This window comes from Dethiothermospora halolimnae, assembly GCF_037577855.1.
Taxonomy (GTDB): Bacteria; Bacillota; Clostridia; order Tissierellales; family VENL01; genus Dethiothermospora; species Dethiothermospora halolimnae.
Genome location: NZ_JBAKFX010000004.1, coordinates 16,060 through 43,004, shown reverse-complemented (window position 1 = coordinate 43,004; position 26,945 = coordinate 16,060). Strand labels below are relative to the sequence as shown.

The 26,945-nt window shown below is 31.3% G+C and carries 24 protein-coding genes and 1 riboswitch; of the genes, 5 read left to right on the top strand and 19 right to left on the bottom strand.

The genetic code is table 11. The features are described 5' to 3' along the window. Positions 1 to 52 precede the first annotated feature (52 nt). On the top strand, positions 53 to 532 hold the full coding sequence (locus V6137_RS02545; RefSeq protein ID WP_425446312.1) for a site-2 protease family protein: 480 nt from the start codon (positions 53 to 55) through the stop codon (positions 530 to 532). 553 nt (positions 533 to 1,085) lie between these two features. Here the strand turns inward: V6137_RS02545 and tsaD are convergent. Then, the gene (gene tsaD, locus V6137_RS02540; protein ID WP_425446311.1) at positions 1,086 to 2,099 is read right to left on the bottom strand and encodes a tRNA (adenosine(37)-N6)-threonylcarbamoyltransferase complex transferase subunit TsaD; all 1,014 of its coding nucleotides are present in this window, start codon (positions 2,097 to 2,099) and stop codon (positions 1,086 to 1,088) included. Positions 2,100 to 2,828: 729 nt separating this feature from the next. Here tsaD and V6137_RS02535 point away from each other — a divergent pair. Further along, positions 2,829 to 2,993: a hypothetical protein gene (locus V6137_RS02535; RefSeq protein ID WP_425446310.1), complete on the top strand. Its 165-nt coding sequence runs from the start codon at positions 2,829 to 2,831 to the stop codon at positions 2,991 to 2,993. Positions 2,994 to 3,094: 101 nt separating this feature from the next. On the opposite strand, the gene V6137_RS02530 is transcribed toward V6137_RS02535, so the two are convergent. The 5 genes from V6137_RS02530 to V6137_RS02510 form a co-directional block, all read right to left on the bottom strand. Then, positions 3,095 to 3,304: a hypothetical protein gene (locus tag V6137_RS02530; protein WP_425446309.1), complete on the bottom strand. Its 210-nt coding sequence runs from the start codon at positions 3,302 to 3,304 to the stop codon at positions 3,095 to 3,097. A 145-nt stretch (positions 3,305 to 3,449) separates the two neighbouring features. Next, positions 3,450 to 4,346, bottom strand: a complete 897-nt coding sequence (locus V6137_RS02525; RefSeq protein ID WP_425446308.1) for a LiaF domain-containing protein — start codon at positions 4,344 to 4,346, stop codon at positions 3,450 to 3,452. A gap of 16 nt (positions 4,347 to 4,362) precedes the next feature. Next, the gene (locus tag V6137_RS02520; RefSeq protein ID WP_425446307.1) at positions 4,363 to 5,268 is read right to left on the bottom strand and encodes a DUF8173 domain-containing protein; all 906 of its coding nucleotides are present in this window, start codon (positions 5,266 to 5,268) and stop codon (positions 4,363 to 4,365) included. Positions 5,269 to 5,490: 222 nt separating this feature from the next. Continuing rightward, positions 5,491 to 6,015: an anti-sigma factor family protein gene (locus V6137_RS02515; protein ID WP_425446306.1), complete on the bottom strand. Its 525-nt coding sequence runs from the start codon at positions 6,013 to 6,015 to the stop codon at positions 5,491 to 5,493. Then, on the bottom strand, positions 5,988 to 6,560 hold the full coding sequence (locus V6137_RS02510) for an RNA polymerase sigma factor (RefSeq protein WP_425446305.1): 573 nt from the start codon (positions 6,558 to 6,560) through the stop codon (positions 5,988 to 5,990). Before V6137_RS02510 ends, V6137_RS02515 begins: the two co-directional genes overlap by 28 nt. Positions 6,561 to 6,750: 190 nt before the next feature. Here V6137_RS02510 and V6137_RS02505 point away from each other — a divergent pair, with 190 nt between their 5' ends. Further along, complete coding sequence (locus V6137_RS02505) at positions 6,751 to 7,197, top strand: hypothetical protein (protein ID WP_425446304.1); 447 nt, start codon at positions 6,751 to 6,753, stop codon at positions 7,195 to 7,197. Positions 7,198 to 7,333: 136 nt separating this feature from the next. Here the strand turns inward: V6137_RS02505 and rimI are convergent, their stop codons facing one another. The 8 genes from rimI to V6137_RS02465 all read right to left on the bottom strand — a co-directional run bounded on the left by rimI (position 7,334) and on the right by V6137_RS02465 (position 17,105). Then, positions 7,334 to 7,798, bottom strand: coding sequence for a ribosomal protein S18-alanine N-acetyltransferase (rimI, locus tag V6137_RS02500; RefSeq protein ID WP_425446303.1), 465 nt, complete (start codon positions 7,796 to 7,798; stop codon positions 7,334 to 7,336). After that, positions 7,761 to 8,483, bottom strand: coding sequence for a tRNA (adenosine(37)-N6)-threonylcarbamoyltransferase complex dimerization subunit type 1 TsaB (gene tsaB / locus V6137_RS02495; protein ID WP_425446302.1), 723 nt, complete (start codon positions 8,481 to 8,483; stop codon positions 7,761 to 7,763). Before tsaB ends, rimI begins: the two co-directional genes overlap by 38 nt. Position 8,484: 1 nt before the next feature. Continuing rightward, positions 8,485 to 8,937, bottom strand: a complete 453-nt coding sequence (tsaE, locus tag V6137_RS02490; RefSeq protein WP_425446301.1) for a tRNA (adenosine(37)-N6)-threonylcarbamoyltransferase complex ATPase subunit type 1 TsaE — start codon at positions 8,935 to 8,937, stop codon at positions 8,485 to 8,487. 220 nt (positions 8,938 to 9,157) lie between these two features. Beyond that, a complete protein-coding gene (locus V6137_RS02485) occupies positions 9,158 to 10,075 on the bottom strand; it encodes an SMR family transporter (RefSeq protein WP_425446300.1) in 918 nt (305 codons plus the stop codon). 290 nt (positions 10,076 to 10,365) lie between these two features. Further along, positions 10,366 to 10,968: an ECF transporter S component gene (locus V6137_RS02480; protein WP_425446299.1), complete on the bottom strand. Its 603-nt coding sequence runs from the start codon at positions 10,966 to 10,968 to the stop codon at positions 10,366 to 10,368. Positions 10,969 to 11,233: 265 nt separating this feature from the next. Beyond that, positions 11,234 to 11,354: riboswitch (FMN riboswitch) on the bottom strand. A 409-nt stretch (positions 11,355 to 11,763) separates the two neighbouring features. After that, on the bottom strand, positions 11,764 to 12,930 hold the full coding sequence (locus tag V6137_RS02475) for an amidohydrolase (RefSeq protein ID WP_425446298.1): 1,167 nt from the start codon (positions 12,928 to 12,930) through the stop codon (positions 11,764 to 11,766). Positions 12,931 to 13,244: 314 nt separating this feature from the next. Further along, entirely contained in the window at positions 13,245 to 15,458 is a 2,214-nt protein-coding gene (locus V6137_RS02470) for a sensor histidine kinase (protein ID WP_425446297.1), read from the bottom strand. A gap of 354 nt (positions 15,459 to 15,812) precedes the next feature. After that, positions 15,813 to 17,105: an MFS transporter gene (locus V6137_RS02465; RefSeq protein WP_425446296.1), complete on the bottom strand. Its 1,293-nt coding sequence runs from the start codon at positions 17,103 to 17,105 to the stop codon at positions 15,813 to 15,815. Between the two features lie 294 nt (positions 17,106 to 17,399). Here V6137_RS02465 and V6137_RS02460 point away from each other — a divergent pair, with 294 nt between their 5' ends. Both V6137_RS02460 and V6137_RS02455 read left to right on the top strand, forming a co-directional pair. Beyond that, positions 17,400 to 18,098 (top strand): response regulator transcription factor, encoded by a 699-nt coding sequence (locus tag V6137_RS02460; RefSeq protein ID WP_425446295.1) that lies wholly within the window; start codon positions 17,400 to 17,402, stop codon positions 18,096 to 18,098. Continuing rightward, positions 18,085 to 19,515 (top strand): sensor histidine kinase, encoded by a 1,431-nt coding sequence (locus tag V6137_RS02455; RefSeq protein ID WP_425446294.1) that lies wholly within the window; start codon positions 18,085 to 18,087, stop codon positions 19,513 to 19,515. Before V6137_RS02460 ends, V6137_RS02455 begins: the two co-directional genes overlap by 14 nt. A gap of 138 nt (positions 19,516 to 19,653) precedes the next feature. Here the strand turns inward: V6137_RS02455 and V6137_RS02450 are convergent, their stop codons facing one another. From V6137_RS02450 to V6137_RS02430, 5 genes are all read right to left on the bottom strand, one after another. Continuing rightward, positions 19,654 to 20,430 (bottom strand): lantibiotic immunity ABC transporter MutG family permease subunit, encoded by a 777-nt coding sequence (locus tag V6137_RS02450; RefSeq protein ID WP_425446394.1) that lies wholly within the window; start codon positions 20,428 to 20,430, stop codon positions 19,654 to 19,656. A 3-nt stretch (positions 20,431 to 20,433) separates the two neighbouring features. Continuing rightward, the gene (locus tag V6137_RS02445; RefSeq protein ID WP_425446293.1) at positions 20,434 to 21,180 is read right to left on the bottom strand and encodes a lantibiotic immunity ABC transporter MutE/EpiE family permease subunit; all 747 of its coding nucleotides are present in this window, start codon (positions 21,178 to 21,180) and stop codon (positions 20,434 to 20,436) included. After that, positions 21,143 to 21,892, bottom strand: a complete 750-nt coding sequence (locus V6137_RS02440; RefSeq protein WP_425446292.1) for a lantibiotic protection ABC transporter ATP-binding protein — start codon at positions 21,890 to 21,892, stop codon at positions 21,143 to 21,145. Before V6137_RS02440 ends, V6137_RS02445 begins: the two co-directional genes overlap by 38 nt. A gap of 213 nt (positions 21,893 to 22,105) precedes the next feature. Then, a complete protein-coding gene (locus V6137_RS02435; protein ID WP_425446291.1) occupies positions 22,106 to 24,268 on the bottom strand; it encodes a Tex family protein in 2,163 nt (720 codons plus the stop codon). Between the two features lie 350 nt (positions 24,269 to 24,618). After that, positions 24,619 to 26,760: a methyl-accepting chemotaxis protein gene (locus V6137_RS02430; protein WP_425446290.1), complete on the bottom strand. Its 2,142-nt coding sequence runs from the start codon at positions 26,758 to 26,760 to the stop codon at positions 24,619 to 24,621. Positions 26,761 to 26,945 lie beyond the last annotated feature (185 nt).

Below are 26,945 nucleotides of genomic sequence, written 5' to 3'. Positions count from 1 at the left end.
TAAAATTCAATATATTAGGATTACAAAACATTTAAAAGAAAAGGGGCGAATTATGGGAATAAAAGGATATTTTATAGGCTTATTTTTTTTAGCACCGATTATCTTCTTTATTCATGAACTAGGACATGCTTTTTTTGGTAAGCTTTGTGGTTACAAACTAGCTAAAATTGAAATTGGAACGGGTAAAGCAGTTTTTAAAATTGGTTTAATTGAATTTAAATCTGTATATTTCTTAGGTGGACATTATTATGCTGAAAATAAAATAGATAATATACTCGGCCAAATGTTAATGGTATTTGGAGGAGCTATATTTAATTTTTTTATTATTTTCATATGCGTTCTCCTATTACATAATGGAGTATTACGAAGTCATTGGTTATTACATGCTTTTATAAACTTCAATGCATATATAGGCATAGCTGCGTTACTTCCTATCCAATATTTTCAAAGGGGAAAAAGTGATGGACAAAGAATTTATTATATTATAAAGCATCTATACTCCAGACGTAAATCCAAAAACACAGACCAGTAATATTAAAGTTACTTACTTAAAAAACTCCAAAAATAATACAATGTGGCATAGGCCACATTGTTTTCATTTTACGACCATCGGGGTAAAATCACCATATTTCTTCTTTCTTCTTTACCCACTCTTCTTTAATTTTGTACTTTTATGTCAACTTATGTTTCGAAAAGTTATCCACAGAAAAATTAAGATTTTATAAAAAAATTTTTATTTTCCCCAAACTATTCACATTTTATACACTTAATCCACAGAGTTATCCACATTTTTAAATCCTCTAATAGACTAAATCTTATTACTTTTCCACATTATCAACATTTTTATGTGACTAACTTATTAATATATGTGGACAAGCTGTGGTTAATTTTTTGTCAAAAAATAAGACCTTTTAGTTTACATAATGAAAACAAGATCACCTGCGGTATAATTGACAGTTGAGAATTGAGAGTTGACAGTTAAGGTACAAATCGGTTGAAGCCGATTTTCATATAATATTTTACGAATGAAATGAGTAAAATCACCTTTAATTCTCCTCTGTCAATTCTCAACTATGTCTTTATTTCTAAAGTTTCAAATTAGGTACTGCATTTAAATCTAGATCAGATCTAATGCCTTTTATGTAATTATAATAGCCAACGGAACCTATCATTGCTCCATTATCAGTACATAATATCTTTGATGGATATTTTAATTCTATATTTTCTTCATCACATCTTTTCTTCATAAGGTCTCTTAATCTACTATTTGAAGCTACACCACCGGCTAAAGCTATTATTTTTGAATTCTTTAATTTAGCAGCTTTTATACTTTTCTCTACTAAAACCTCTACAACAGCCTCTTGGAAACTGGCAGCCACATCTTCAACTACTATATCTAAGCTTTTCTGCTTTGAATTATTTAAATAATTTAATACTGCTGATTTAAGACCACTGAAACTAAAGTCAAAGCTCCCCTCTTCTAAATAGGACCTTGGAAAATCTATTGCTTCCTTATTTCCCTTTTTAGCAAGATTATCTATTATGGGCCCCCCTGGATATCCCAGTTCTAAAGATCTTGCTACCTTATCAAAGGCTTCTCCAGCAGCATCATCCCTAGTCCTGCCTAGGATCTCATACTGTCCATAATCTTCTACATATACTAAATGGGTATGTCCACCTGATACAATCAAGGACATGAACGGAGGTTCAAGACTTTTATCTTCTATAAAGTTTGCATATATATGACCTTCTATATGATTTACCCCAACTAAAGGGATATTCTTTCCAAATGCTATAGCCTTGGCACTGGACAGACCCACTAATAAAGCCCCTACAAGTCCAGGCCCATATGTGGTTGCAACTACATCTATATCATCGAATGTTATTCTAGCTTTATCTAGAGCCTCTTGTATAATGGCATTAATATTTTCTATATGTTTTCTAGATGCCACTTCAGGAACCACACCACCAAATTTTTTATGTATGTCTATCTGAGAAGAAATAACATTAGCTAAAACTTCCCTTCCATCTTTAACAATGGCAACCGATGTCTCATCACATGATGTCTCAATTGCTAAAACAATTATATCTTTATCCAATTTAATTCCTCCTATAAATCTATTACATCTATAATATCATGTTTATATTATAACCTATTTAAGATTTTGTTACTAGAAAGAGGGGGAAGTTAAAGAAGAATTAGGAAAGAAGAATTATCGTTATTTTACTCCCTACGGTGGTAAAATTTGATTATATAGAACAAAAGTAGGAGTTTGTGAGACCATAAAGTTATGTAGGACTTCAATATATTGAAGCCCTTGGGTCTTCTTCTAGAAGACCTATTATGCCCAAAACCTATATTTTGTAATAAGCTGTGGGATTACGAATCCCCCAGCAATTAAATTTTACTATATTATACAACTTTAAAATCGGCCTAAATATATTCAAGTCCTACGATAAAAATAAATTAGTGCCATTATTTTCAAAAAACATTTATAATAACTTTATTATTAAAATAAATAAGCAAAGCTTCTGTATCTATACATTTCCTCTTTACCCATTCTTCTTTAACGAAACGTAGGATCTAGGCATGCCTAGACCGATTTTAATGCCATAAGCCTCTGACTACCCATCCCTTCATTTTCCTATTAAATTTTGGAACCGTCCACCGGACAGGGCATGCCCTGTCCCTACATCTTTTCTTTCTTTTTTAATTAAAAATTTATACAAAATTTTAATTTTATTTTTCCGTTTTTTCCCTCACATTATATAGTCCCGTAAAAGCCAAAATATAATTAGAGGTATATTCCTCTAAAGGAGTGATATTATTGGCTAAGAGTGAACATTCCCTTTATAACAAAATAGCTCAAAACAATATAATGTCCGATGGAATGTTATCGGAAGTAAATTATGGAGATTTTGCTTTGATGATGGTTTTAAAGGATAAACCAGAAGCAAGTATACCGATACAGAGAATAGATAAGAAAGAATAGAGAATACATTAAGTGGAGAAGTGAAAGTGGAAAGTTAAGAGATTAGTAAAAAACCAGCTTCGCTGATTTTTAATTCTCCTCTCTCCACTTTCCACTCTCATCTATTCATAGTCCAGTTCTGCCATGTTTGATAATATCTCATCGGTTAGGTTTATATCACATCTTTTATCTTCAGTATAGTGAATACAGTTTTCACAGCTTTTTACCTCTTTATTATTCACAGTTATATCAGAACTAAGTCCACCTTCATCTCTAAAGCGGTGTTCACTACATAAAAGTCCTACCTTTTTTAATTGCTCTTTATTGGCCATAATAATCCTCCTTCGTACTTTTCTGCTATAAGTAAACTTCAATTTATTTCAAGGCTATCTTTGATATGTTTCTAGTATTTCTTATGACCAATAATTTATACATATTTCTATATTATTATGTAAGGGAATGAATTCCCCTCTATTTTTACTTAATATCAAAACTACTTACTCCACCTTCTAACTCTATTTCTATTTTATATTTAGCTTTATCATAATTTTTACTTATATATCTACCATTTACCTTGTCAAACTCAGAACTATTATAGCTTAGGCTCGATAACATATTTTCCTTCTCTATTGATATCCCCACATCTTCTGGAACATCTATTGTTATACTTGACGCATTGGCTTCTATGGATACTTCTGTATCTTTAAAAACTTTATCCCCAAAGTCAATATCCACACTTCCTGCATTGACATCTACATTTATATCACTGGCATTTGCATTGCCAATATCAAATATATCTAAGTCTCCTGCATTTATATCTAATTTTATTTTATCTAAATCTTCTTCATTTTTTTCATTAAAGTTAATATCTGTACTAGCAGCATTAGTATCTATATCTAATTTACTAATCTTCATTCCAGTAAAATCAAACCCATTATCCGACGCATTACTATCAATATCTAATTTTAAAGGTATATTATTAGTAAACTTTAGATTCCAATTATTCTCATATTTTCCTAAGCCATTATATTTAAAATTATCATCTATAATTATTCTATTGTCTTTTAGTTCTATTTTAGGTTTAAGATTTTTTATATTGGTTTCGATTATACCTTTAAATAAATTATCTTCGGTCTTTGAAATACTTAAGTCTGCCCCGCTTACATCTAAGCGTACCTCCAGTTCCTTCTGCCCTTTAACTTCAAACTCTTCTTCGATTGTCCTCGTATCTCCTATTTCTACCTTATTAAGTCCATCTATATTTACATTAAAGTTTTTATCGTTTATCTTCACTCCCAGATCGTCATCTATTTCAATAACACACCCCGTTAATGGAATCAGACATATTATTATTAATATAATTAATTTTTTCATAAATCTTTACCCCCTGTTATATTATCTCATTATTATTTTGTGGTTCTTTGATATAATCTTTTTTCCCTCCCCTTGTATCTATAATAGCTCCTATACCAATGAACTTGGCTAAATATAGTATTGGTTTTAAGACTATTGTTAAATCCAATATTAGATATATAAAACTTCCTATTATTAATTCTGTCATATTAGTCCAGGATTTATTTTTCCCTATCCTTCTACCTATGGCTATTTTTATGGTTGTATTTCCAATAAATCCTAATATTACTTTTGCTATAGCTAGAAAAGGTAACAATATTATTCCCACAACTGTAGCTGTTGATAGTATAAATGCTAGATATATTATAACAGTGGTAACTAATCCTATTGCAAAATTTCTTAAAATATTATTTGTTGCCTTATCTGTTATTTTATTTATTCTATCGGGTATTAAAGCTACCAATAATATTGATAAAATAAATGAAATAACAAATTTCCCTATGATTAGAAAGAGTATTATTATTATTAATCCTGTTATACCTGTAAAAAATCCCCCTACTAGCATTATGCCCACTTCTTCACCAGAAACAATTGATGAGTTTGGTCTTTCATTTACTCCACCTAAGATCTGTATCCTATCCCTAGTTATTATTGAGTTCTCTCCCATATCCACACTTCCAAATACCGAAAGTGTATTTCCATCTACTTTACCATCCACAATAGTATTTCCAAATATAGATATTACATCTCCATCTACAGTTCCATTTACCTCTACGTCTGAAAAAATGGATATTATCTCCCCTTTTATATGGGTATCTCCATTTATTTTTATATCTTTAAATAATGCCAGTTTACTCCCTTCATAGATTGTTTCTGTTGCAAATACTACACTTGTAGTTATTAACAATATGACTAATAGTGATATTGCTATTTTCTTTTTCATACGAAATCTCTCCTTTCTATTTTGGTTGAGGGATTACGAATCCCCCAGCAACTAGTTAGATACCCTCCCGCCTCTTATCACGGCGGGGACTGAATATATTCAGTCCCTACATAAGGAAGCACAGCTTCCACATCTTTATATCTCTTCTTTCTTCTTTACACTTTCTTCTTTAATATATGGTAGCATCGAATTCATTCGACGGTTTCCTTAAACTTTCAACTGTCAATTCTCAATTCTCAATTGCTTTCTTACTTGCCATAAAACAACAATCACCATAAAAACTATTGTTGTACTTACTATAGACATAGCCCCCAAAAATATCAATAATAAATAATTGTTTATAAAAGCCAACACCTTGGGAAGGGCCAATACGGTAAAATTAACAAATCTAGTTATAGTAACTATTGCCACTTCTCCAATGGATAAATTATTAAATATGGACCTGTAGCTTATATATCCCATAATTATAGGCATTATAGCCAAAAGTGTTAAAATTAAAGATGTATGATTTCCATTTGCTTTATACCTATCTTTATCTATCTTTTTCATTATATTTTCTTCTATCTCTAAAGGAGGCTCCACTTCATCTACATCTTCCACTAAGTCCACGGCTTCTGTTATTAGTTGAAACTCTTCTTTACAATGATGACAATCTTCAATATGGTTTAATAAATGCTTTTTATCGATATCTAAAATATCACCATCTATATACTCCATGATTAATATTGAAGCTCTTTGGCAGTCCATTTAGATTCCTCCTCTTTAATATTTTTTAAGTTTTCCTTTAACATATTCCGAGCCCGATACAGTCTGTTTTTCACTTTCGTAAGGGGTAAATTTAATGTCTCTGATATTTCTTTATAACTTAGATTTTCATTGTGATACAGTATTATAAGTACTCTATATTCTTTAGAAAGATTATTTATTGCATCCTTTATAATTTTTTTATTTTCCTTATGAATAAATACATCTTCTGCACTAGTTGTGGTTTTGTCATTCTTTAGCTTAGTATTTAACTCCACTGTATTTACTCTTTTTTTCTTCTTAATATCCAAACAGTAATTTGTAGTCATTTTAAGAATCCATGATGAAAATTTATACTTGGGATTATATTTTTCAAGGGAATTATATGCTTTTATAAATATTTCTTGAGTTATATCAAGGGCATCTTCTTTATTAAATGTAAATTTATAAGCTATATTATATATTTTCTTCTTATGACGGGTAACCAACTCTTTAAAGACATCGCCGTCACCATCTAAACAACGATTTACTATTTCTTTATCATCCATAATCCCCCTCCTCCCTTTTGTCCTTCTATAAATATACTACGAAAATAATTTAATTTTGTCTGAAAGTTTTTTTATATTTCTTCTTTACCCATTCTTCTTTAATTGATGGTATAATAAATTATAATTAACTTATTATACCATCTAATTATTAAATGCTATTTATAATTTTTTAAGAATGGAGGCAAAGTTATTGAAACTTAGTATTACTTCAAACAATATAGACCTTTCTAAGGAAAAATCCTGTTTAAAAAAGCATAGTATAACAGATGAAAATCAAATCTCTGTAATAATTATATTCGCTAAAAATCATTCATCAAACTTTACCTTTACTGTATACGAAGCCTATGGATCAGATATTTCTATATATATATTAAATAAAAATATACCCTTAATACGAAGATTTCTTCTACAAGCTATTGACAGTAGTAAAAACATCTCTAATGAATTTATAGAAATAGGTTCTGTTTCAGGTAAATGCATAGATCTTCAGGATGAATTAAACATTTCTATAGTATCTTCTTTTGAAACTGTTATTATATCTATAGGAAGTAACGAGAAATTTCATATTAATAAAGGGGTAACTATTAGTCTAACAATTGAACAAACTAAAAAAATAATTGATTTTTTATCAAAATAGCTTAAGTAAATTAAAAAACCCCACCTCTTCCTGCGGCGGGGGGGACTGAATATATTCAGTCCTTACATAATCTATTCTTTATTCTGTATTTTTTATTCTTTGCTTTTAAGTTTCTTCTTTACCCATTCTTCTTTAATTAAATTTCCTTCCACATTATAATTGCATCTTCTCCAGTATCACTATAATAATTTGGCCTTATTCCCTCTTCCTTAAAACCATATTTCTTATATAAGGATTTAGCTGGGGTATTTGACTTTCTTACTTCTAAAGTCATATTCATTATACCTATTTCTTTACATATATTTATTAATCCCTCTACTAAAAAATTTCCTATTCCCAATCCCCTATAATCAGGATGGGTTGCAATATTGGTTATATGACCTTCGTCCATTATTAGCCATATACCACCATAACCTAATATCTTTTTATCTACCTCTGCTACTATGTATTTAGCAAGTAAGTTTTTATTAACTTCTTGAATAAAAGCATCTCTACTCCAAGGTGTTGTAAAGCATTTATTTTCTATCTCTAGTACGTCATCTATATCATCTATTTCCATCTTTCTAACAGTTACATCCATTATCCACACCACATTTTTCATCATATTGTCTTTCTGCCTGGGATTTCCTTAAGTATTGTGGAGTTAGGGTTAAATAACTTTCTAATTCTCCCTTTTCCACCTTTGAAAATGCCAATTCACATAGAGATGATGCTCTGGCTATATTACATGATTTTGGCGCAAAAACTACTTCATTTTTTAAACCTTCTAATAGTTTTTCCCTATATACATTTCCCCCATCACCATTTACTATTATCCTTTCATTTCTTTCATTTAATATATCTATTAGCTCATCTACTTCTATTACATCCTGCTCTCTTATTACAGAAAGTCCACCACTTTCCCATTTATATATTCCGCTATAAACCCTATCCCTCCTTGCATCCATCATAGGGACAACTATTCCCTTAGAGTAGGGGACATTAAAGGCAAGGGCATCAATTGTTGGTATTCCCACAACTTTTTTGTCATTTACATGGGCAAGGGCTTTTATTGTAGCTATTCCTATCCTCAATCCAGTAAAGGAACCCGGTCCCTTTGCTGCAGCAAATAAGTCTATATCCTCTGGTTTCAATTCACAATTATCTAGTAATTCTTTTATAATAGGCATTATTTTTTGAGAATGGGTTCTACCTTGATTTAATATGTACTCTCCTATTAGCTTATCATCATCCATTATGGCACAGGTGGCTACTATACTGGAAGTATCTATGGCAAGTATCTTCATGTTAACTCAACTCCTTAATTATCTCTTTGTATCTATTACCTTCTCCATATATATTTATTTCTCTTTTATTAATATCTTTCCTCTTTATATCTATTATTAACTTTTCCTTTGGTAAAATATCATCTATAATATTTGCCCATTCTATTATACTTACACCTTCCCCAAAGATATACTCTTCATAACCAAGATCATACATTTCATCAACATCATTTATTCTATATACATCGAAATGGTATAAAGGATATCTCCCCTCATATTCCTTTATTAACGTAAATGTGGGACTTGTAATATAATCATCAATATCTAAACCTTTAGCAATGGATTTTGTTAATGTGGTTTTTCCTGCTCCCAAGTCTCCTATAAGACATATTATATCCCCAGCTTCTAGTGTTTTGCCCAATTTGTATCCTAGATTTTCCGTTTCCTGTGGATTGTTGGTTATTATCTTTAGCATAATTTCATCCTTTCAAGTTTATCCTATTTCTATTATATCCAAATTTATCTTTAATAAAATTTGTTCTCCATTTCTGCTTTTCGTTGCTGAGGGATTCGTAATCCCTCAGCTTTTGACCTTTCCTAGTTTTATTGGTTGAGGGATTACCAATCCCCCAACAACACAATTGTGGAATTCATTGGGGAAAATTTTATGATTGGTCTATATCTCTACAACAATATTATAAATTAATAAGAATCAATGCCACTATGGTCATAACAATAGAAACCTTTTCTTTTCTCATTAATTTTTCTTTAAAGAATAATAATCCTGCTAAACTTATAACTACTATGCTTCCCGCACTATATATGGGGTATACAACTGAAGCTTTCATTGGTTTTAGTGCCATTATTAAAAAGAATGATGAGAATAAGTTTGGTATTCCGACCATAAACCCTGTTAATATATCCCTTTTGTCCACAGGTTGTTTTCTTTTTATTGTAAATATTAAACTTATTATAAATGCTACAAAGAATACAAAAAATAAAAACAAACTTTTATAATCGTCTATAGCATATTTCTGAAAAAATTTATTTGAGAACTCCGCCATTCCACCAAATAAAAATAGTAATATTAGATTAAATCTAATTTCTTCAATATTAGATTTTTTAAAGGATAAATTAACTATAAGTATCGATGCCATTGACAATACTATTCCTACCCACTGTATTTTTGTTGGTAATTCATTCCAAAGTATTATGGAAAGGGACATGGGAACTAATATCCCCAGTTTAGAGAAAGCTCCTGCTAGACCTACACTATTTTCTTTAACACTTTTCTGATAATATATAAATGATAAAAAGAAAAATACCCCTGCAACACTTCCTATAATTATTGACCAAACTATACTTGAATCATTCGAAAATAATCCTTGATTTTTTATTATTACATTTTTAGACTCTTCTACAAAGCTTTTAAACACATTATCATTGGAAAAATATATGTTTCTCTCCATTAATGCCATTACAAGACTCACTGTAAATGCCATAACATAGTTTGATGTTGTAACAGCATATCGATTCATATTATTGCCTTCACTATATTTAAATATAATTGCAATGGCTGAACTACATATTATTGCTAAAAATAAATATACCATGTTATACCTCCTTTGTCTTTCCTTATTTTATCACAGTTAAATTTTATTTTGTAGTCTATTTTAAAACGATAAAAATGCGAAGTGCAGAGATTGGGGATAAACAAATGTAGGGGCTGAATATATTCAGCCCCTACATTTATTATACCGAAGAATAAATTCCCCTCTACTACCTGTTTTAGTTGACAATTTAAGGTGATTTTACTACCCTCGGTGGTAAAATTATTTAAATTTCAAATGGGCCTCAGCCGATTTGTTCCTTTAACTCTTCACTTTTCATTATCAATTCTCCACTATCTCTTAAGTATTGGCGCAAGTTTCTTATATAGTGGCAATGCCAAGACTGATAATAATACTCCCTTTATTAAATTAAAAGGAACCACTGTGTATATTATAAAAGTCTTAAGATCCACAACAATACTATTTACCTTACTTGCCATACCTATTATTGCCTCTATAGGCATACCATATGCCTTCGAATAAAATGGTATTAATACAAAATAATTTGCTACAGACATTGCCACTGCCATAACTATTGTTCCAACTATCATACCTATTATGGCATTTTTTAAAGATTTTTTTCTAAAGTATATAGAGGAAGCACTAAATACAAACAAACTACCTACTATAAAATTAGCAAGCTCACCAATGCCTGCTGTATCGGTTCCCTGCAAACCTATATTAAGTATATTTTTTAATAATTCAATAACTACTCCAGCCACAGGTCCCATGGCAAAAGCTCCTATCAGTGCAGGTAAATCACTTAGATCAATCTCTAAAAATGGTGGAGCAAACCATAACGGTGCCTCAAAAAACATTATTATAAAAGCTAGAACCGACAATATTGATATCTTTACCATTGATTTTGTATCCATTTTTTCTCTCAAAACTAACATTTTATTACCCCCTTCTTTTTTAGAAATAATAGAGAATACAGAATAAAGAATAGATATGGTTATTTTACTCACTATCCTCGTAAAATTATTATATTAGAATCAGCAAGCTGATTTTTTCCACCACTTGACAGGGTAGATAGTCTAGGCATGCCTAGACCCTACATTACTTTTGTTTACAATTCTTAAATTAAAACCTAAAAAAACCTTGAAGATATATATCTTCAAGGTTTGTGTTCAACATAATTATGTACCAAATAGTACATAAAACTATCTTCTTCCATCCAGACTCTACTGTCGGTCTTGGAATCTCACCAAGTCAACTGTATTTAAACAGTTCGCGGACTTTAACCGCCGGTCGGGAATTTCACCCTGCCCTGAAGATTTCGTTATTTTATTTTCAATTTAATTATACCATTATTTTGTTAATAGTTCAACAAAAAGTTTATTAGCTAATAAATTAGGTTGGGGGATTACGAATCCCCCAATAACAATAATTTGACTTCCCCCTCTTTATAGGGCGGGGAACTGAATATATTCAGTTCCTACATTTCTTCTTTACCCACTCTTATTTAATGAATCGTAGGGTCTAGGCATGCCTAGACCACCAGCTCTTCCCTCTGTGGAAGATCTACTCCACCCCGTTCCTGGGGGATTCGTAATCCCACAGGTCATAAACTATATACTTCACTTAACTTTAAAACCGCCCTCCGGACCGGGCATGCCCGGCCCCTACATAATCCAATTTTACGAACAAAGTGAGTAAAATCCCCTTATCTACTCTTTATTCTCTATTCTTTATTCTTTGCTTTTATAAACTATTTTCCCATCTATAATCGTAGCCACCGTCTTGCAACCAATATCCTTAATAGGATTTCCATCAAATATTACTATATCTCCATCTTTTCCAACCTCTATACTTCCAACCCTATCATCTATGCCTACTATTTCTGCTGCATTTATTGTTATTGCCCTTAATGCTTCCATTTCCTCTAATCCAGATTTAACTGCCATACCGGCACATATAGGTAGGTATTGAAGGGGTATTACTGGAGAATCTGTTGTTATAGCAACCTTGACACCTGCTTTATGTAGCACCCCAGGTGTCTTAAATGTTAGATTTTTAAGTTCGAACTTACTCCTATCACTTAATGTTGGACCTACTATGGCATCTTTATTTTCTTCTTTTATATAATCAGCTATTAAATGTCCCTCTGTACAATGGTCTAAAGTTATATTTACATCAAATTCCTTGGCTATCCTTATAGCTGTTAATATATCATCTGCTCTATGGGCATGGGCCTTTAGTGGTATCTCTTTTTTCATTACTTTAGTCATTGCATCCATTTTCATATCAAATTCTGGAGCCTTAGAAGGATCATCTTTATATTTTTCCAACTTTTTTATATAGTTATTTGCTTTAAATAATGTTTCCCTTAATATAGCTGCTGTGGCCATTCTAGTTACTGGAGACTTTTTCTGATTATTATATACCCTTTTAGGGTTTTCACCAAAGGCTATCTTCATTGCCACCGGCTCTTTAATTATCATATCATCAACTCTATTTCCATAAGTCTTTATGGCAGCAAATTGTCCCCCCACTACATTGGCACTTCCCGGTCCTGTAACAGCAGTGGTAACACCGCTTTCATGGGCTTCTTTAAATGTAATATCCATGGGATTTATACCATCTATTGCTCTCAGTTGTGGAGTAACAGGATCCACATACTCGTTTCCATCGTCCCCTTCAAATCCTATACCATCTTCGAACAAACCTAAATGACAGTGGGCCTCAACAAAACCCGGCATAACCATTTTGCCATCAGCATCAATAACTTCACATCCATTAGGTGCCTCTATTCCTTTTCCAACTTCCTTTATCTTTCCATCCTCTATCAATATGTCCCCTTTGTCTATTACATCACCAACCATTGTAAATATTTTACCATTTTTTATAAGTAACACTTTAAAACCCCCTCTTTTTTAAATAATAGAGAATGAAGAATAGATATGGTGCAAAGAATAGTAGCTTCGACTTCAGTCGAAGGTTTCCTTATTTATTCTCTATTCTTTATTCTTCATTCTTTGCTTTTCAAAACTGTTTCGTGTCTCTAAATATCATTATATAACTTAACTGACATTTATGCAATAATCTTATTATTGTGTCTCTTCTCTATACTCTCTTCTTTAACTAAAGTAGGGTCTAGGCATGCTCCGTCCCTACATAATTTAATTTTATGAACAGAGTGGATAAAATTTCCTTATCTATTCTTCATTCTCTATTCTTTATTATTTATCACCAAATCAATTCCCTCGGCTAAATCCTTAAGAAGACAGGGCTTTTCCAATATATAATCTACTTTATCTAAATATTTGCTCCCTATTTCCCCAGGCCATCCTGTCATAATTATAAACTTAGTATTTGGATACTTATCTTTTACTTTTTTTGCTATATCCAATCCCCCTATTCTTGGCATTGCTAAATCACATACTATAATATCATAATCATTATTGTCTATCTTATCCATAACCTTATCAACATCTGTTTCAATATCATTGTTAATTTTAAGCATATTCATTAATTGTCCTATGGAATAGGCAACTTCCCTATTATCATCTATAATTAAAGCACTTACATTATTAAACTTAGGTATATCAATACTGCCTACTTTTGCTTTATTATCCTTTAAATGACTATCTAATTTTATTATAAACTTTGTTCCCCTTCCCAGTTCACTTTCTACTACTATTTCCCCATTATGTCTCTCTATTATATCTTTAGATATACTAAGTCCCAATCCAGTACCTCGTACATCCTTTGTGCTAAAAAAGGATTCAAATATTCTTTCTTTGACATCTTCAGTCATTCCTTCCCCTGTATCCTTTATTTCAATAATCGCTTTATTGTCTTTATCATAAGAATCTATTGTAAGGATTCCCCCAGCTTCCATTGCATCCATGGCATTTAATATAATATTAAGTATAACTTCCCTTATCTCATGGGCTTTACAATAGATATAGCTCTTTGAATTAAGATTTTTAATAAGTTCCAGTTTTATTCCTCTACTTTCATAGGAGTTTTTCCATCTTGGTTTTGCCATCTCTATACTACTCTCTAGTATTTCCTTTAACCTATGTAACTCATATTTATTATTAGACCTTCTTTTAGTAAAGTTTTCAACATTTTCTACTATGCTCTTCCCATCTAATGCCGATTTATATATTATATCTAAATATTTTTTAGTATCGTTATCTAAATTCTTAGAAAGGGCTATTTGAGAAATACCTAATATTGTAGTAAGCACATTATTAAAGTCATGGGCTATTCCCCCTGCCAGTTCTCCTAGAGACTTTAACTTTTCTGTTTTTATAAGCCTATTCTGTTCTTCTTCATTTTTTCTTTGTTTTTTTAATATTATAAACAATGCATTTCTAACTGCTCGTAAAAAGGGTATATGTTTAAAAAACATACTACATTCTTTCTTAGAAAATAAATATATTCCCCCTATAGGTACCTCTTCATCCTTTGTAATAGGTATCTCGATGACAGTTTTTAATTTATATTTTTTTAATATGTATTTTCTCATTTCATTTTCATAATATTCTGGGTCCCTTATTGTTATATCACGACTATTTTTATCACTATAATATCTGGATACTTCCCGCCTATCCATAGGAATCTTAAGTAAATATTCTTCTAGACCATGGGGAAAATTGTACCTACCCACTAGTTTTTCATAATTAAGGGGATAAAAATCTACCATATGACCAAAATCTGCTCCTATTATTTCTCCTACAGAACTAACGGCACTATTAAATAAGTCTTCTTTGTTATGTTTATATGAAATATCGATAATAAGTTCATTTAATAATTGAAACTTTTTTTTCTCTTTAAAAAGTTGTTCTTCATTGCTATTTCGACCTTTTAATACACTACCCAATATCTTGATTTTTTCATAATCTCCATTGCCACAATGATATATTCCCATATCACTGGAAATTATAAGATTATCATGTAAGTCTATAATATTTCTAAATATATCTTCCCTTAATCCTTCAAGTTTGTACTCAATAATAGACATAATGCCCTTCTTTATACACATATCTTTTATTGTATTATTGTATTTATATATCTCGTCTATATCCCATTTATTATAATTACCATCTCTTTTACCTATAAATAACACCTTGTCATTAGTGTCCCTATTACTTATATATTCATCATACATTTTATTATTATCCCACATAGGAAATTGCTTAATAGAAGGGGTAAAAATTAGTCTATCTAAGGATACATCTAAATCCCTTAACATATCTTTCTTAGCTATTAAATCTTTAGGATTTGTATATTCTATTATAACTAGGCCACCTTCCTTTAAGATACTATATATTAAAAACTTTATAGCTTTATTTAATAAACCACCCCTATTTAAATTGATGGTACCATAAAATGACCTGGGACAATATTTTATATTATTAATGATTTCGCACATCTCAATTCCCCCTATATTGAAGCTTAATATATAATAATTCTACCTTTATTTGTAAATTCCTGCTAAAAATTAAGAACAAAGGCATCATTGTGGCCTCTTTGTTCTGTGCGGAGTTAAAAAAAGCAGAGTGCAAGAAGCAGGGAGCAGAGAGCAGGGGTTTGCTGATTCCACAAATATGTAGGACTTCAATATATTGAAGCCCTTAGGTCTTCTTCTAGAAGACCTATTATGCCAAAAACTATATTTATTAATAGGCTGTGGGATTACGAATATCCAGTAACTAAATTTTATTATTATTCTATACTACATAACTTTAAAATTGGCCGAATATATTCAGGCCTAAATAAAATCTACTTATTTTCTAACTATATTTTTACAATTTGTTTCCTTTATAAATAAAATACTTATTATAGATATGACTATGGCTACTATACATACTAAAAATCCCTTATTATAGTCATCTATGGAATAGATCTTAGTTCCTTCTATTATTTCCCCTGTAAAATTATTATTTAGTATATATCCTATTAAAGGTTGAATTATGGCAGCAAATAAAAATCCTCCCATATTTGCTGTTCCTGTGGACATACCTGCATATCTAGGAAGATTTACCTCCTTAGCACATGCCCAAGATAATATAAATCCAGCTGCAGTAAAGCCCATCATAAATAACAATATATAAAGAATACTAAAGGGCATATTTCCTGGATTAACAAACAGTAGTACAACCCATGTGCAAAAATAAGCCAATGAAAAAATCAAAAATGGTTTCTTTCTTTTTCCTATCCTATCAGAAATAGTACCAACTGCTAAACTTCCTATCATAAGTCCTATGGTAACTGCCATTGGAAAGGTTGAAGCCTTAGCCTTTGATATGTTATAGACATGTTGCATATAGGGTGTTCCCCATTGTCCCATAAATGCTATAACAGAACCAAACATTCCACCAAAGGCAAAGAAACTCGGCCAAGTTCTAATATTTAAAAATACCGACTTTATACTTTCCCCTATGTTTATATCTTTATTTCCTTCCTCATCCATAATAGGTCTAAGACCTACATCTTCAGGTTTATTTCTAACAATAATATATATAAGTATACCTACCACTATTGTAACTGCACCTATTCCTGCAAATGACAGTCTCCATCCTATAAGACCAACTAAGAAAGCCAAGGGAAATTGGGCAAGTAGCGCTCCTCCATTTCCTATAAATGAAGTAAAACCCGACATTTTTCCAAACTCTTCTTCTCTGAACCAATTTGATAAAACCTTTAAAGTTGATACAAATACCACAGAAACACCAAGTCCCACTATAAGTCTACCTACATACGCAAAGGCAATAGTTTGTCCAACACTGAATATTATAGAACCTATCCCTGCAAATAATACTCCCAATGTAACCGTTTTCCTAGCTCCCAGGGTATCTGCAAGTATTCCACATGGTATCTGCATTAACATGTAAGCATAAAAATACATTGCCCCTATATTTCCAAACTGGACATCTCCAATACCAAAATCTGATATTAGTTCTTCCCTTACAACCCCCACTGCAACCCTATGGAAAAATACTATAACATAGGCAATAGCCAGTATTCCCCAAATAGCCCAACGGCGGTTATATTCTTTTTGATTATTTACTTTTGTCAATTTTAGTAACCCCCTTTTATTTAAAGAATAGAGAATAAAGAATAGAGAATAGATGGAGTAAAATCTCCTTATCTATTCTTTATTCTCTATTCTTTATTCTCTATTCTTTATTTGTAGTTTGTATTCAGATAATAAAATTATATCATATTCTTAATAATATACAATTAATCCCCGAAGGCAAACTTAATCTTTACATTGGGTTGTGATATAATATATGCTATATTGAAAATCTTTCAATATTTTCACCTTTATGGTATCTTGTTATTGACAATTAGTAATAGGGAAGTGATATTAGTGATAAGAAAAAGTATATTAGTCGTTGATGATAATTGGGATATATGCCTAACTATAAAGCAATACCTTGAAAATTATAACTATATTGTAACCACAATTAATGATAGTACAAAGGTCTTAGAAGCCATAAAGGATGACTTCGATTTAATAATGTTAGATATCATGATGGAAAATATTGATGGTATAAATCTCTGTTCCATAATTAGGGACAAGGTTTCTTGTCCTATTTTATTTGTCAGTGCTAAAACTTTAGAAGAGGATAAAATTGAAGCCCTATCGGTGGGTGGAGATGATTATATATGTAAACCCTTTAGTCTTAGGGAATTAAAAGCAAGAGTAGAAAGTCATTTAAGAAGGGAAGAGAGGATTAGAAATAATAATAAATATCTCCTTAGTTCAAAAAATATAGTTATAGATATTTCTGCAAATGAAGTTTATTGTCTAGGTAAAAGGCTACAGTTAACTAAAAAAGAATATAAGATAATAAAACTACTTATGCTGAATAAAAATATGGTTTTCTCTAAAGAAAAAATATTTGATAGCGTGTGGGGAATAGATTCAGAAAGTTATTTAGACACAGTTACCGAAAGCATCAAAAACATCAGAAAAAAAATTAAAAAGTTTGACTGTGAAAATTCATATATAACCACCCTTTATGGACTAGGCTATAAATGGGAGGTTAAAAATGCTAAAAAATAAAACATTAAAGAGAGACTTTTATTTACTAGTTATTAAAATAGTATTTTTAACTGTTATATCTACTATTATTACCTACACACTGTTAATTGTCTTTATATTTAACTCCACAGAGACTAACATGGCTAAAAGTTCTAATCACTATATTAAATATTTTAATGCGATAGAAAAAAATATACAACTTAAGTCATTATCTATATTAAAGGGGTCTCTTATTGATTTAGGAGACTATAGCGATAAAATCAGAGGAGAGGTTTTAGATGTAAATGGTAACCATTTATTTGGAGAAACCAATATCCTAGATAAAAATATTAACTTTTCAAAATCTATAAATCACGAAATTGTAAAAGACAACAGGGTATATAGGCTTATACCTATAAAAAGCGATAATTCAATTAAAGGAATATATGTCCTAACAGCCCCCTTTGGTTTTTCAATAAACAATATAAATGATAGTCCCCATATTGTACTTATATATTTTTTACTTATTGCTTCACCATTATTTTTCTTTTTTATATACTTAATTATTTTCTCATCAAAATTATATAAATCGGTATACAAAAATATAAACTTATTACTGTTGGCATCGGATAAAATTTCAAACCAAAATTTTGATTTTAAACTTAAAGGGCTTAAGGGGAAAGAATTTAATAGAATACAATATTCCTTTAATGCCATGATATCCGCCCTTAAAGATATGATTAATCATCTATCAAGTGTAGATAAGGAACGTAAGTCTCTTATATCTTCTATTGCCCACGATATAAGAACCCCTTTAACCATCATAAGGGGACAGATGGAGTTAATCGAAGAGTTAAGATATAATGAAAATTTTAATTTAAGGCCCCATATAGCTATTATAAATAACAACTGCAACCAAATGTCTATTTTGACCGATAATTTATCTTTAATTTATAAAGTAGAAAGCTTAAACTTTCTATTTAGAGTCCAAGATGTTGATTTAGATTATTTATTAAAAAACAAAGAACAGGAATTTATAACTGTTTGTGATAAAAAGAATATAAATATAGTGTTTGAAGTTAATTTAACAAAATCTATATATTCTTTAGATGAGTCCATGCTTATTAGGGTAATAAATAATGTTTTTTATAATAGCCTTAGATTTACATCAAAGGGAGAAATCAAATTTATCATTTGGGATGATTATGATAAGGGGATAATTCATTTTAAATGTATAGATACTGGAACCGGCTTTAAAGAAGAGGATACCTCTATATTATTTGATCCTTTCTATCAAAGTAAATCCTATAAAAATCACTTTGGACTTGGCCTTTATATTTCTAAAAAAATAGTAAATAATTATAATGGTGATATTATCGCCTATAATAATGATAATAAGGGTGCTACAGTGGAATTCTATATTGAAGAGCTTAATAATATTGTTGATGCAACTGAATAAGGGAGCCTTAAGTATGCTCCTTTATTCAGTTTAGAGAGCAGGGATTTAGTGATTCCCTAAATATCTTCTTCTAGAAGACCTATTACACTAAAGACTGTATTTTTTCAATAAGCCGTGGCAGCAACTAGATTTCATTATTTATCTTCCTTCCCACCTTTCAAACCACTTACTCCCTAAAACGATTATAATAATAGAGGAGCCTACCGATGGAATAACTCCTTTTATAAATTGGTTTAAAAACAACTTACTAGATATATTTCCCCCTATTTCTTTCATCATTGGCATAAGAATAACTGGAATTTTTGAAAGCCTAGCCCCCCAAGCCCAAGGTATAAACTGCCAAATACTATCTCCTAGGGAGGTAACACCAAGTATAGCAGATATTAAAAAACCTACTATACCCATCGCAATAGACGGTCCTGTTCCATATGCAAAACTTATAAGTAAGTGAAGGCAATAAAGAAATAATGAACCTATAACGGTGGATATAGCCCCTACTAAAAATATTTGATACTGGATATCCGATATCTTTAGTATAAATTTCATTCCAAATAGCATTATAGCTGTTGATATAAATATATCTATTATAGTTAATATAATTAAAAAACTTAGTTTAATATTATAAAGCTTTTTCCTTGGAAAAGGGGTTAGTAAAAACCCCCTAAAGTCCCCAGCTAACTCCTCCTCTATAACTATAAGGGCAGTTAATAAAGCTATGATAATAGTTAGGGCAACAGATATTACTTCAAAAAAAACACTATATATTTTAACCTGCAATAAATCCGTTATCTCATATTGGCTAAAATACCATAATATAAATATAGGATAAACTATTGGCACCATTAATATTATAAACCTTAGGCCACTTCTTTTTGTCTTAACCCATTGGGAAAGTAAAAGTTTAAATATAATCACCAATTATTTTACCTCCTTATTTCTAAACCAAATTCCTGTTAATAATGATAGTATTATAAAAGCTAAAATTGATACCACAATTCCTTTAAAAATTACAGTAGAATCTAATAGATAACTGTTTGGTTCTAAGGGTATGCCGTTTGGATGTACCTTCACAATAGGACACATTAATCTCATGGCCCAACTCCAGGGGATAAAGATCCATGATGGTTCAGTTGCACAAATAACTCCTGCAACAATCCCTAATATATTAACTATAATTGAAACTACCATTCCAAATTTTTCTGCTAGAAATAAAGCAATGGGTATAAAGGATAAGGAAGTAACCCAAATAACTATACTAGCTTTAGTAACATTTCCAATTGATGTAATACTATTTGGAATAATAATCTTCAAAAGGATTAATACACCTATAAGTTCAACAGTAGATATTAAAACATAAAGGGCTATAACACCCACCTTACTAAGCCACATATTGTATTTACTTATATCATGGCTAAAGAGTCCTATATATCTACCGGCTTTTTTCTCCCTATGAGCAGAGAGCGAAGATATCAAAGTTATTCCCATGGGCATAAATAATAGGGGCCACCAGTTAAATACCGTATATTCAAAGTAATTATATTGTGAATTAATCTGCTTTATGGTTATAAGTCCATATATAATAAAAAACAACGGTGCTATAATAACTAATTTTTTTGAAAAGCTTCTATTATATTTCAGTTTTTCCCCCCGTATCATATTTAACATCAATCATACCCCCTTTTATAGAATTTTCATTTATTACGTTCATAAATAAGCTTTCTAAATCTTTTTCTTTATCTATTTTCCCTTGATATTTTAATTGTCCCTCATATATTATCCCAACATAATCAGCTACCTGTTCAACCTCTGATAAAATATGACTTGATAAAATAACGGTTATCCCTTCCTCACAAAACCCCTTAATAAGTTTTCGAAATTCCTTTGTTCCAACAGGATCAAGACCATTGGTGGGCTCATCTAAAATAAGTAGCTTAGGCCTATTTAAAAGGGCTATGGCAATGCCCAGTCTTTGCTTCATTCCATAGGAAAACTTGGCTACTTTTTTCTTCCCTGTATCCTTTAAGTTCACTATATCTAATACTTCCTTAATTCTTGATTTACTTAGATCTAATAATAGGGTATGGACTTTAAGATTTTCATATGCTGTAAGGTTTCCATAGAGGGCTGGAGACTCTATTAATGCTCCTATATTCCTCAGATCTTTCCTACTCCAGTGGTGTCCATCAAATAAAATACTTCCTGAAGTCGGATGTAAAATTCCTGTTATCATCTTTAAAGTAGTTGACTTTCCCGCTCCATTTGGACCAAGCAACCCATATATGGTTTTAGGTTTAATCTTTAGATTAATATCTTTAACCACTATTTGTTTTTTAAAAGACTTAGTAAGATTTTCAGTTTTAAGAATATATTCTTCCATTTCCCAATCTCCCTTCATAGTAATTATCTTTATTTAATAATACTATTTAAATATAATGTTTTTCTAATATTTTTAAGTGGAAGAGAGGCACCGTTAGATCTTATTCTAAAAGACCTACTATATCAAAAACTGTATTTCTAGGTAAGCTGTGGGATTACGAATCCCCCAGCAACTAAAGCAAAAAAAAAAGCGCCATTGGCGCTTTTTTCTTCTTTACCCATTCTTCTTTAACAACTCCCCCGCTTCTTTAATGCTCAACGAAATTCTACCTCTATCTAAATCAACATCAAGGATCTTTACATTAACTATATCTCCCACCGATACAACTTCCAGTGGATGTTTTACATATTTATCTGATAAATGGGATATATGAACAAGCCCATCCTGTTTAACCCCTATATCAACAAATGCTCCAAAGTTTATAACATTTCTAACTGTTCCTGTAAGAATCATATCCGGTTTTAGGTCCTCCATCTTAAGAACATCGGTCCTAAATACTGGCTTTGGCATTTCATCCCTAGGGTCTCTTCCCGGCTTTTTAAGTTCCTTTATTATATCCTTTAGAGTAGGTAATCCTATGTCTAATTCCTGTGATAGGTCCATTAAGCTATCATCTATGCTGCTTATCTTGCCCCTTCTAATTTCATCCATTGTAATACCTATTTTATCAATAAGTTTCATAGTAGCACTATAGGACTCAGGGTGAACAGATGTATTATCCAGTGGATTGTCACCACCTGATATTCTAAGAAATCCTGCACATTGAATAAAGGTTTGTTCTCCTAGTCTTTTAACCTTTTTTAATTCCTTTCTATTTTTAAATACTCCATTTTCTTCCCTATATTTAACTATATTTTTAGCAACACTTTTTGATATCCCTGACACATATTGAAGAAGGGACACCGATGCAGTATTTAGATCTACTCCAACACTATTTACACAATCCTCAACGACATTTTTTAATGTTTCATCCAATTTTTTTTGATTCAAATCATGTTGATACTGTCCTACCCCCACATGTTTAGGGTCTATCTTAACAAGTTCTGCCAGTGGGTCTTGGAGTCTTCTAGCTATGGATATAGCCCCCCTTATGGATACATTTATATCAGGGTATTCCTCTTGAGCCACCTTAGATGCCGAATATACAGAGGCCCCTGCTTCACTTACTATTACATAATATACCTTTCTATCGATTTCTTTTATCATATCTGAAACTATGGTTTCAGATTCCCTAGAGGCAGTACCATTTCCTATGGCTATTATGTCTACACCATATTTATTTATCAATTCCGTTAGTTCTTTTTTAGCTTCTTTGACTTTATTTTGAGGATCTGTTGGAAATACCGTGGTATATTCTAACAGCTTCCCTGTACCATCAACAACTGCTATTTTACATCCTGTTCTATAGGCTGGGTCAAATCCCATAACTACCTTTTCCTTTATAGGAGGTTGCATTAAAAGGGGTTTTAGATTTTTACCAAAAACCTTTATAGCATCTTCCTCGGCTTCTTCTGTAAGACTACTTCTAATCTCCCTTTCTATTGATGGAGATATTAACCTTTTATACCCATCCACAACTGCATCATTTAGATATTTTGTTGTTATGGCCTCATCGTTGCTTATAACCTTGGATTTTAATAAATCTAATATCTCTTCCTCGGGACTCTCGATTTTAACCCTTAATATTTTTTCCTTTTCTCCCCTGTTTATGGCAAGGACTCTATGATTTGCTATACCTTTAACCGGTTCTTTATAATCGTGATACATTTCATATATCTTTTTCTCATCTTCATTTACCAGCTTTGATATAATAATGCCCTTATTATATGTAAGGTTTCTTATGGTTTTTCTAAACTCTGGATTATCCGATACAATCTCGGCTATTATATCCATAGCTCCCTGATAGGCATCTTCTATGGTATTTACTTCCTTCTCTTCATCTATAAAGGGCTTGGCTATATCTTCTATATTGCCTTCTAATACCTCTTCATTTATTATTATATCAGCTAAAGGCTCTAGCCCCTTTTCTTTAGCCTTTGTAGCCCTGGTCCGTCTCTTTTTCTTATATGGTCTATATAAGTCTTCAACCCTTTGAAGGGTTTTAGCCTGTAGTATTTGTTTTTCTAATTTTTCTGTAAGCTTCTCCTGTTCATCTATAAGTCTTATTACCTCTTCTTGTCTATTTTCTAAGTTCCTTAAATAAGTCAGTCTATCATTTAAGTCCCTAAGAACTATGTCACTTAATTCTCCCGTTTGTTCCTTTCTATATCTAGCTATAAATGGGATAGTGTTCCCTTCATCAATTAACTTTATGGTATTGTCCACTTGAAATTTCTTTAAACTAAACTCTTTAGTTAAAATACTTACAATGTTCATTAAATTTCTCCCTTCTCTATATAAATGGAACCTTCGAATGAATTCGAAGCTACTGATAAGCAGGGGGATTACGAATCCCCCTGCAACTCTTTAATGGGATTACGAATCCCCCTACAACTCTTTAATGGGATTATGAATCTTCCTGTAACCCTTTAATGGGATTATGAATCCCCAATATGTTAATTCTATTTATAATTATATATTTTAGAGAATAAATAAACAAGGGGAAGAAAATGCAAATAATAGAGAATAGATGTGGTTATTTTATTCCCTATGTTCATAAAATTTCATTATAATCAAAACAAAGTGGCCTTTGGCCACTTTGCACATTATCTATTCTTTATTCTCTATTATTTATTCTTTATTTTAAATTCCCTTACAATCCCATTTAACCTATCGGCCATTTTATCTAGCTCTTCTGTGGAGTTTTTAATGTGTTCCATAGCTGACTCCTGTTCCTCTGTACTTGCAAGTATTGTTTGGGTTCCTGTTGCTGTTTGTTCCGATATGGCACTTACATCATTGATAGCCTTTTCTATTGATTCCATACCTGTTGAAAGCTCTTTAACCACATAGGTGAAGTTCTCAACAACATCCACAACTTTGTCGGTTTCATCTATTATATTTTTAAAGGATTTTGTAGTATTTTCCATAACTTCATTTCCTTTATTTACTTCATTTATTCCTTCTTCCATTGAAGATGAAACTGACTTCATTCCATTTTGAACCTTATCTATTATGTCAACTATATTTTTAGAAGCCTCCTTAGTCTGGACAGCAAGTTGTCTTACTTCCTCTGCTACAACTGTAAATCCCCTTCCATATTCCCCAGCTCTAGCTGCCTCTATCGATGCATTTAGGGCTAATAGATTAGTTTGATTAGATATATTGTCTATAAAGGTTATGATATTTCCAATTTCCTCTGTATATTTTGTCAATTCCTTTATTTCCCCTGCCGAATTTTTTACATTGCTGGATATGGCATTCATGCTTTCTTTAGTCTTTCTTATATCTCTAGCCCCTTCATTGGCTATAGTAGAGGTTTCATTAATAGCGCTTAATATATCCATTGATCTATTTTCAACAGTTTTTACACTGTCAGACATATTTCTAACCACGTTAGTCGTTTCCTCAACCCCTTGAAGTTGATTTTCTGTACCAACTGATACCTGTTCAACTATAGAGGATATTTCAGATGATGCCTGTAGTGTATGATTAGAGTTTTCATTTAGCTCACTAGCAGTGTTAGTAACACTATCTGTTACTTCCTTTACACTTGATATGACCTTATACAATGAATCTATCATACTATTAAAGGCAAGTTGCAAGCTTCCTATCTCGTTATTAGATGTTTTCTCCGCCCTTTTTGTAAAGTCCCCTTCTTTTAGGTTATCAGCTAACTGGGCCAATTTTGTTATAGGCTTTGCAAAAATATTTCCAACTATGGCTGCACATATTATTATAAGTATAGCCGCGACAATAGTGATTATAAAAGTCCTCATTAAACTAGCCGATGCATTGTCTGCTACTTCTGATTGATTTTGTTCCACTATGACTCCCCATCCAGTTGATGTAACATCCTCATAGGAACCTAGTACTGTTTTACCCTTATCATTTTTATATGTATCACTGCCGATTTCTCCATTTAATACCTTCGTAACCCCTGTTATTTCATTTTTAATTCCATTGTATCCTTCTATTACCTTTTCTTTGAAATTTGGATGGGCTATTACCCTTCCCGTCTTGTCTACAACATAGGCTATCCCTGTTTTTCCTACCTTATGTTGTTTAGTGAGCTCTGTTATCTTTCTTAAATCTATATTTGCTGCTATTATCCCATTTTTATCACCTAAAAAGTCCTTTATGGGAATGGCTATCATAACCCCTGGCATATCTCCGTCCAAAAATGCATCTGAAGATACTTTTTCCTTTTCATTAAGTTCATTAAACCAAGCTTTATCTGATATATCCATCTTTACAACAGACCCTGTTGATGAATATATTTCTCTACCGCTATTATCGAAAACATATACCCCTAATATGTTCTTTATATCCATAACAGCATTTGTAAGAAGCATACTTCCCTCTGAAGGTTCCAGTTCCATAAGATCTTGACTAGAAGCTATGGACTGAAGTGTAGAGTATGAACTGTTCATAAATATATCGATTTGCTCCGATAAGGACTTAGCTAAAGTTAGGTTAGTTTCCTTTATATTTTTCTCCATGTCCTTAGCTTGGAAATTGTAATTTATAATACCTATAGCTATAATAGGTATTAAGGTCATAATTAATATAATAGATATTAATTGAGTCCTTATTTTACCTCTAACCTTTAAATCTTTGAAGCTAAAGTTTTTAAATATTTTTTTAATATTTTTAGAACTCTTATTACCCGTTCTCTCTCTGTTAGGCTTTGTTTTTTTCTTGTTTTTATTCTTTTTTAATTTCTTTGAAAAAGTTATTTTATTCGACCCCTTTTTAAAAAACCCCATAACCTCACTCCTTACATAAAAAAATTAACACTAATATAACATTTCTACATAAAATATTAAATTCCTTTTTTAATTTAAGGAATAATAGTAGGAAATAAATCTGGTTGGCCCATTTCCTTTAGTGGAAAAATTTTATTATATAAGTTGGGGGAATCATGCCCCCCAACAATGATGATAGTTAATCT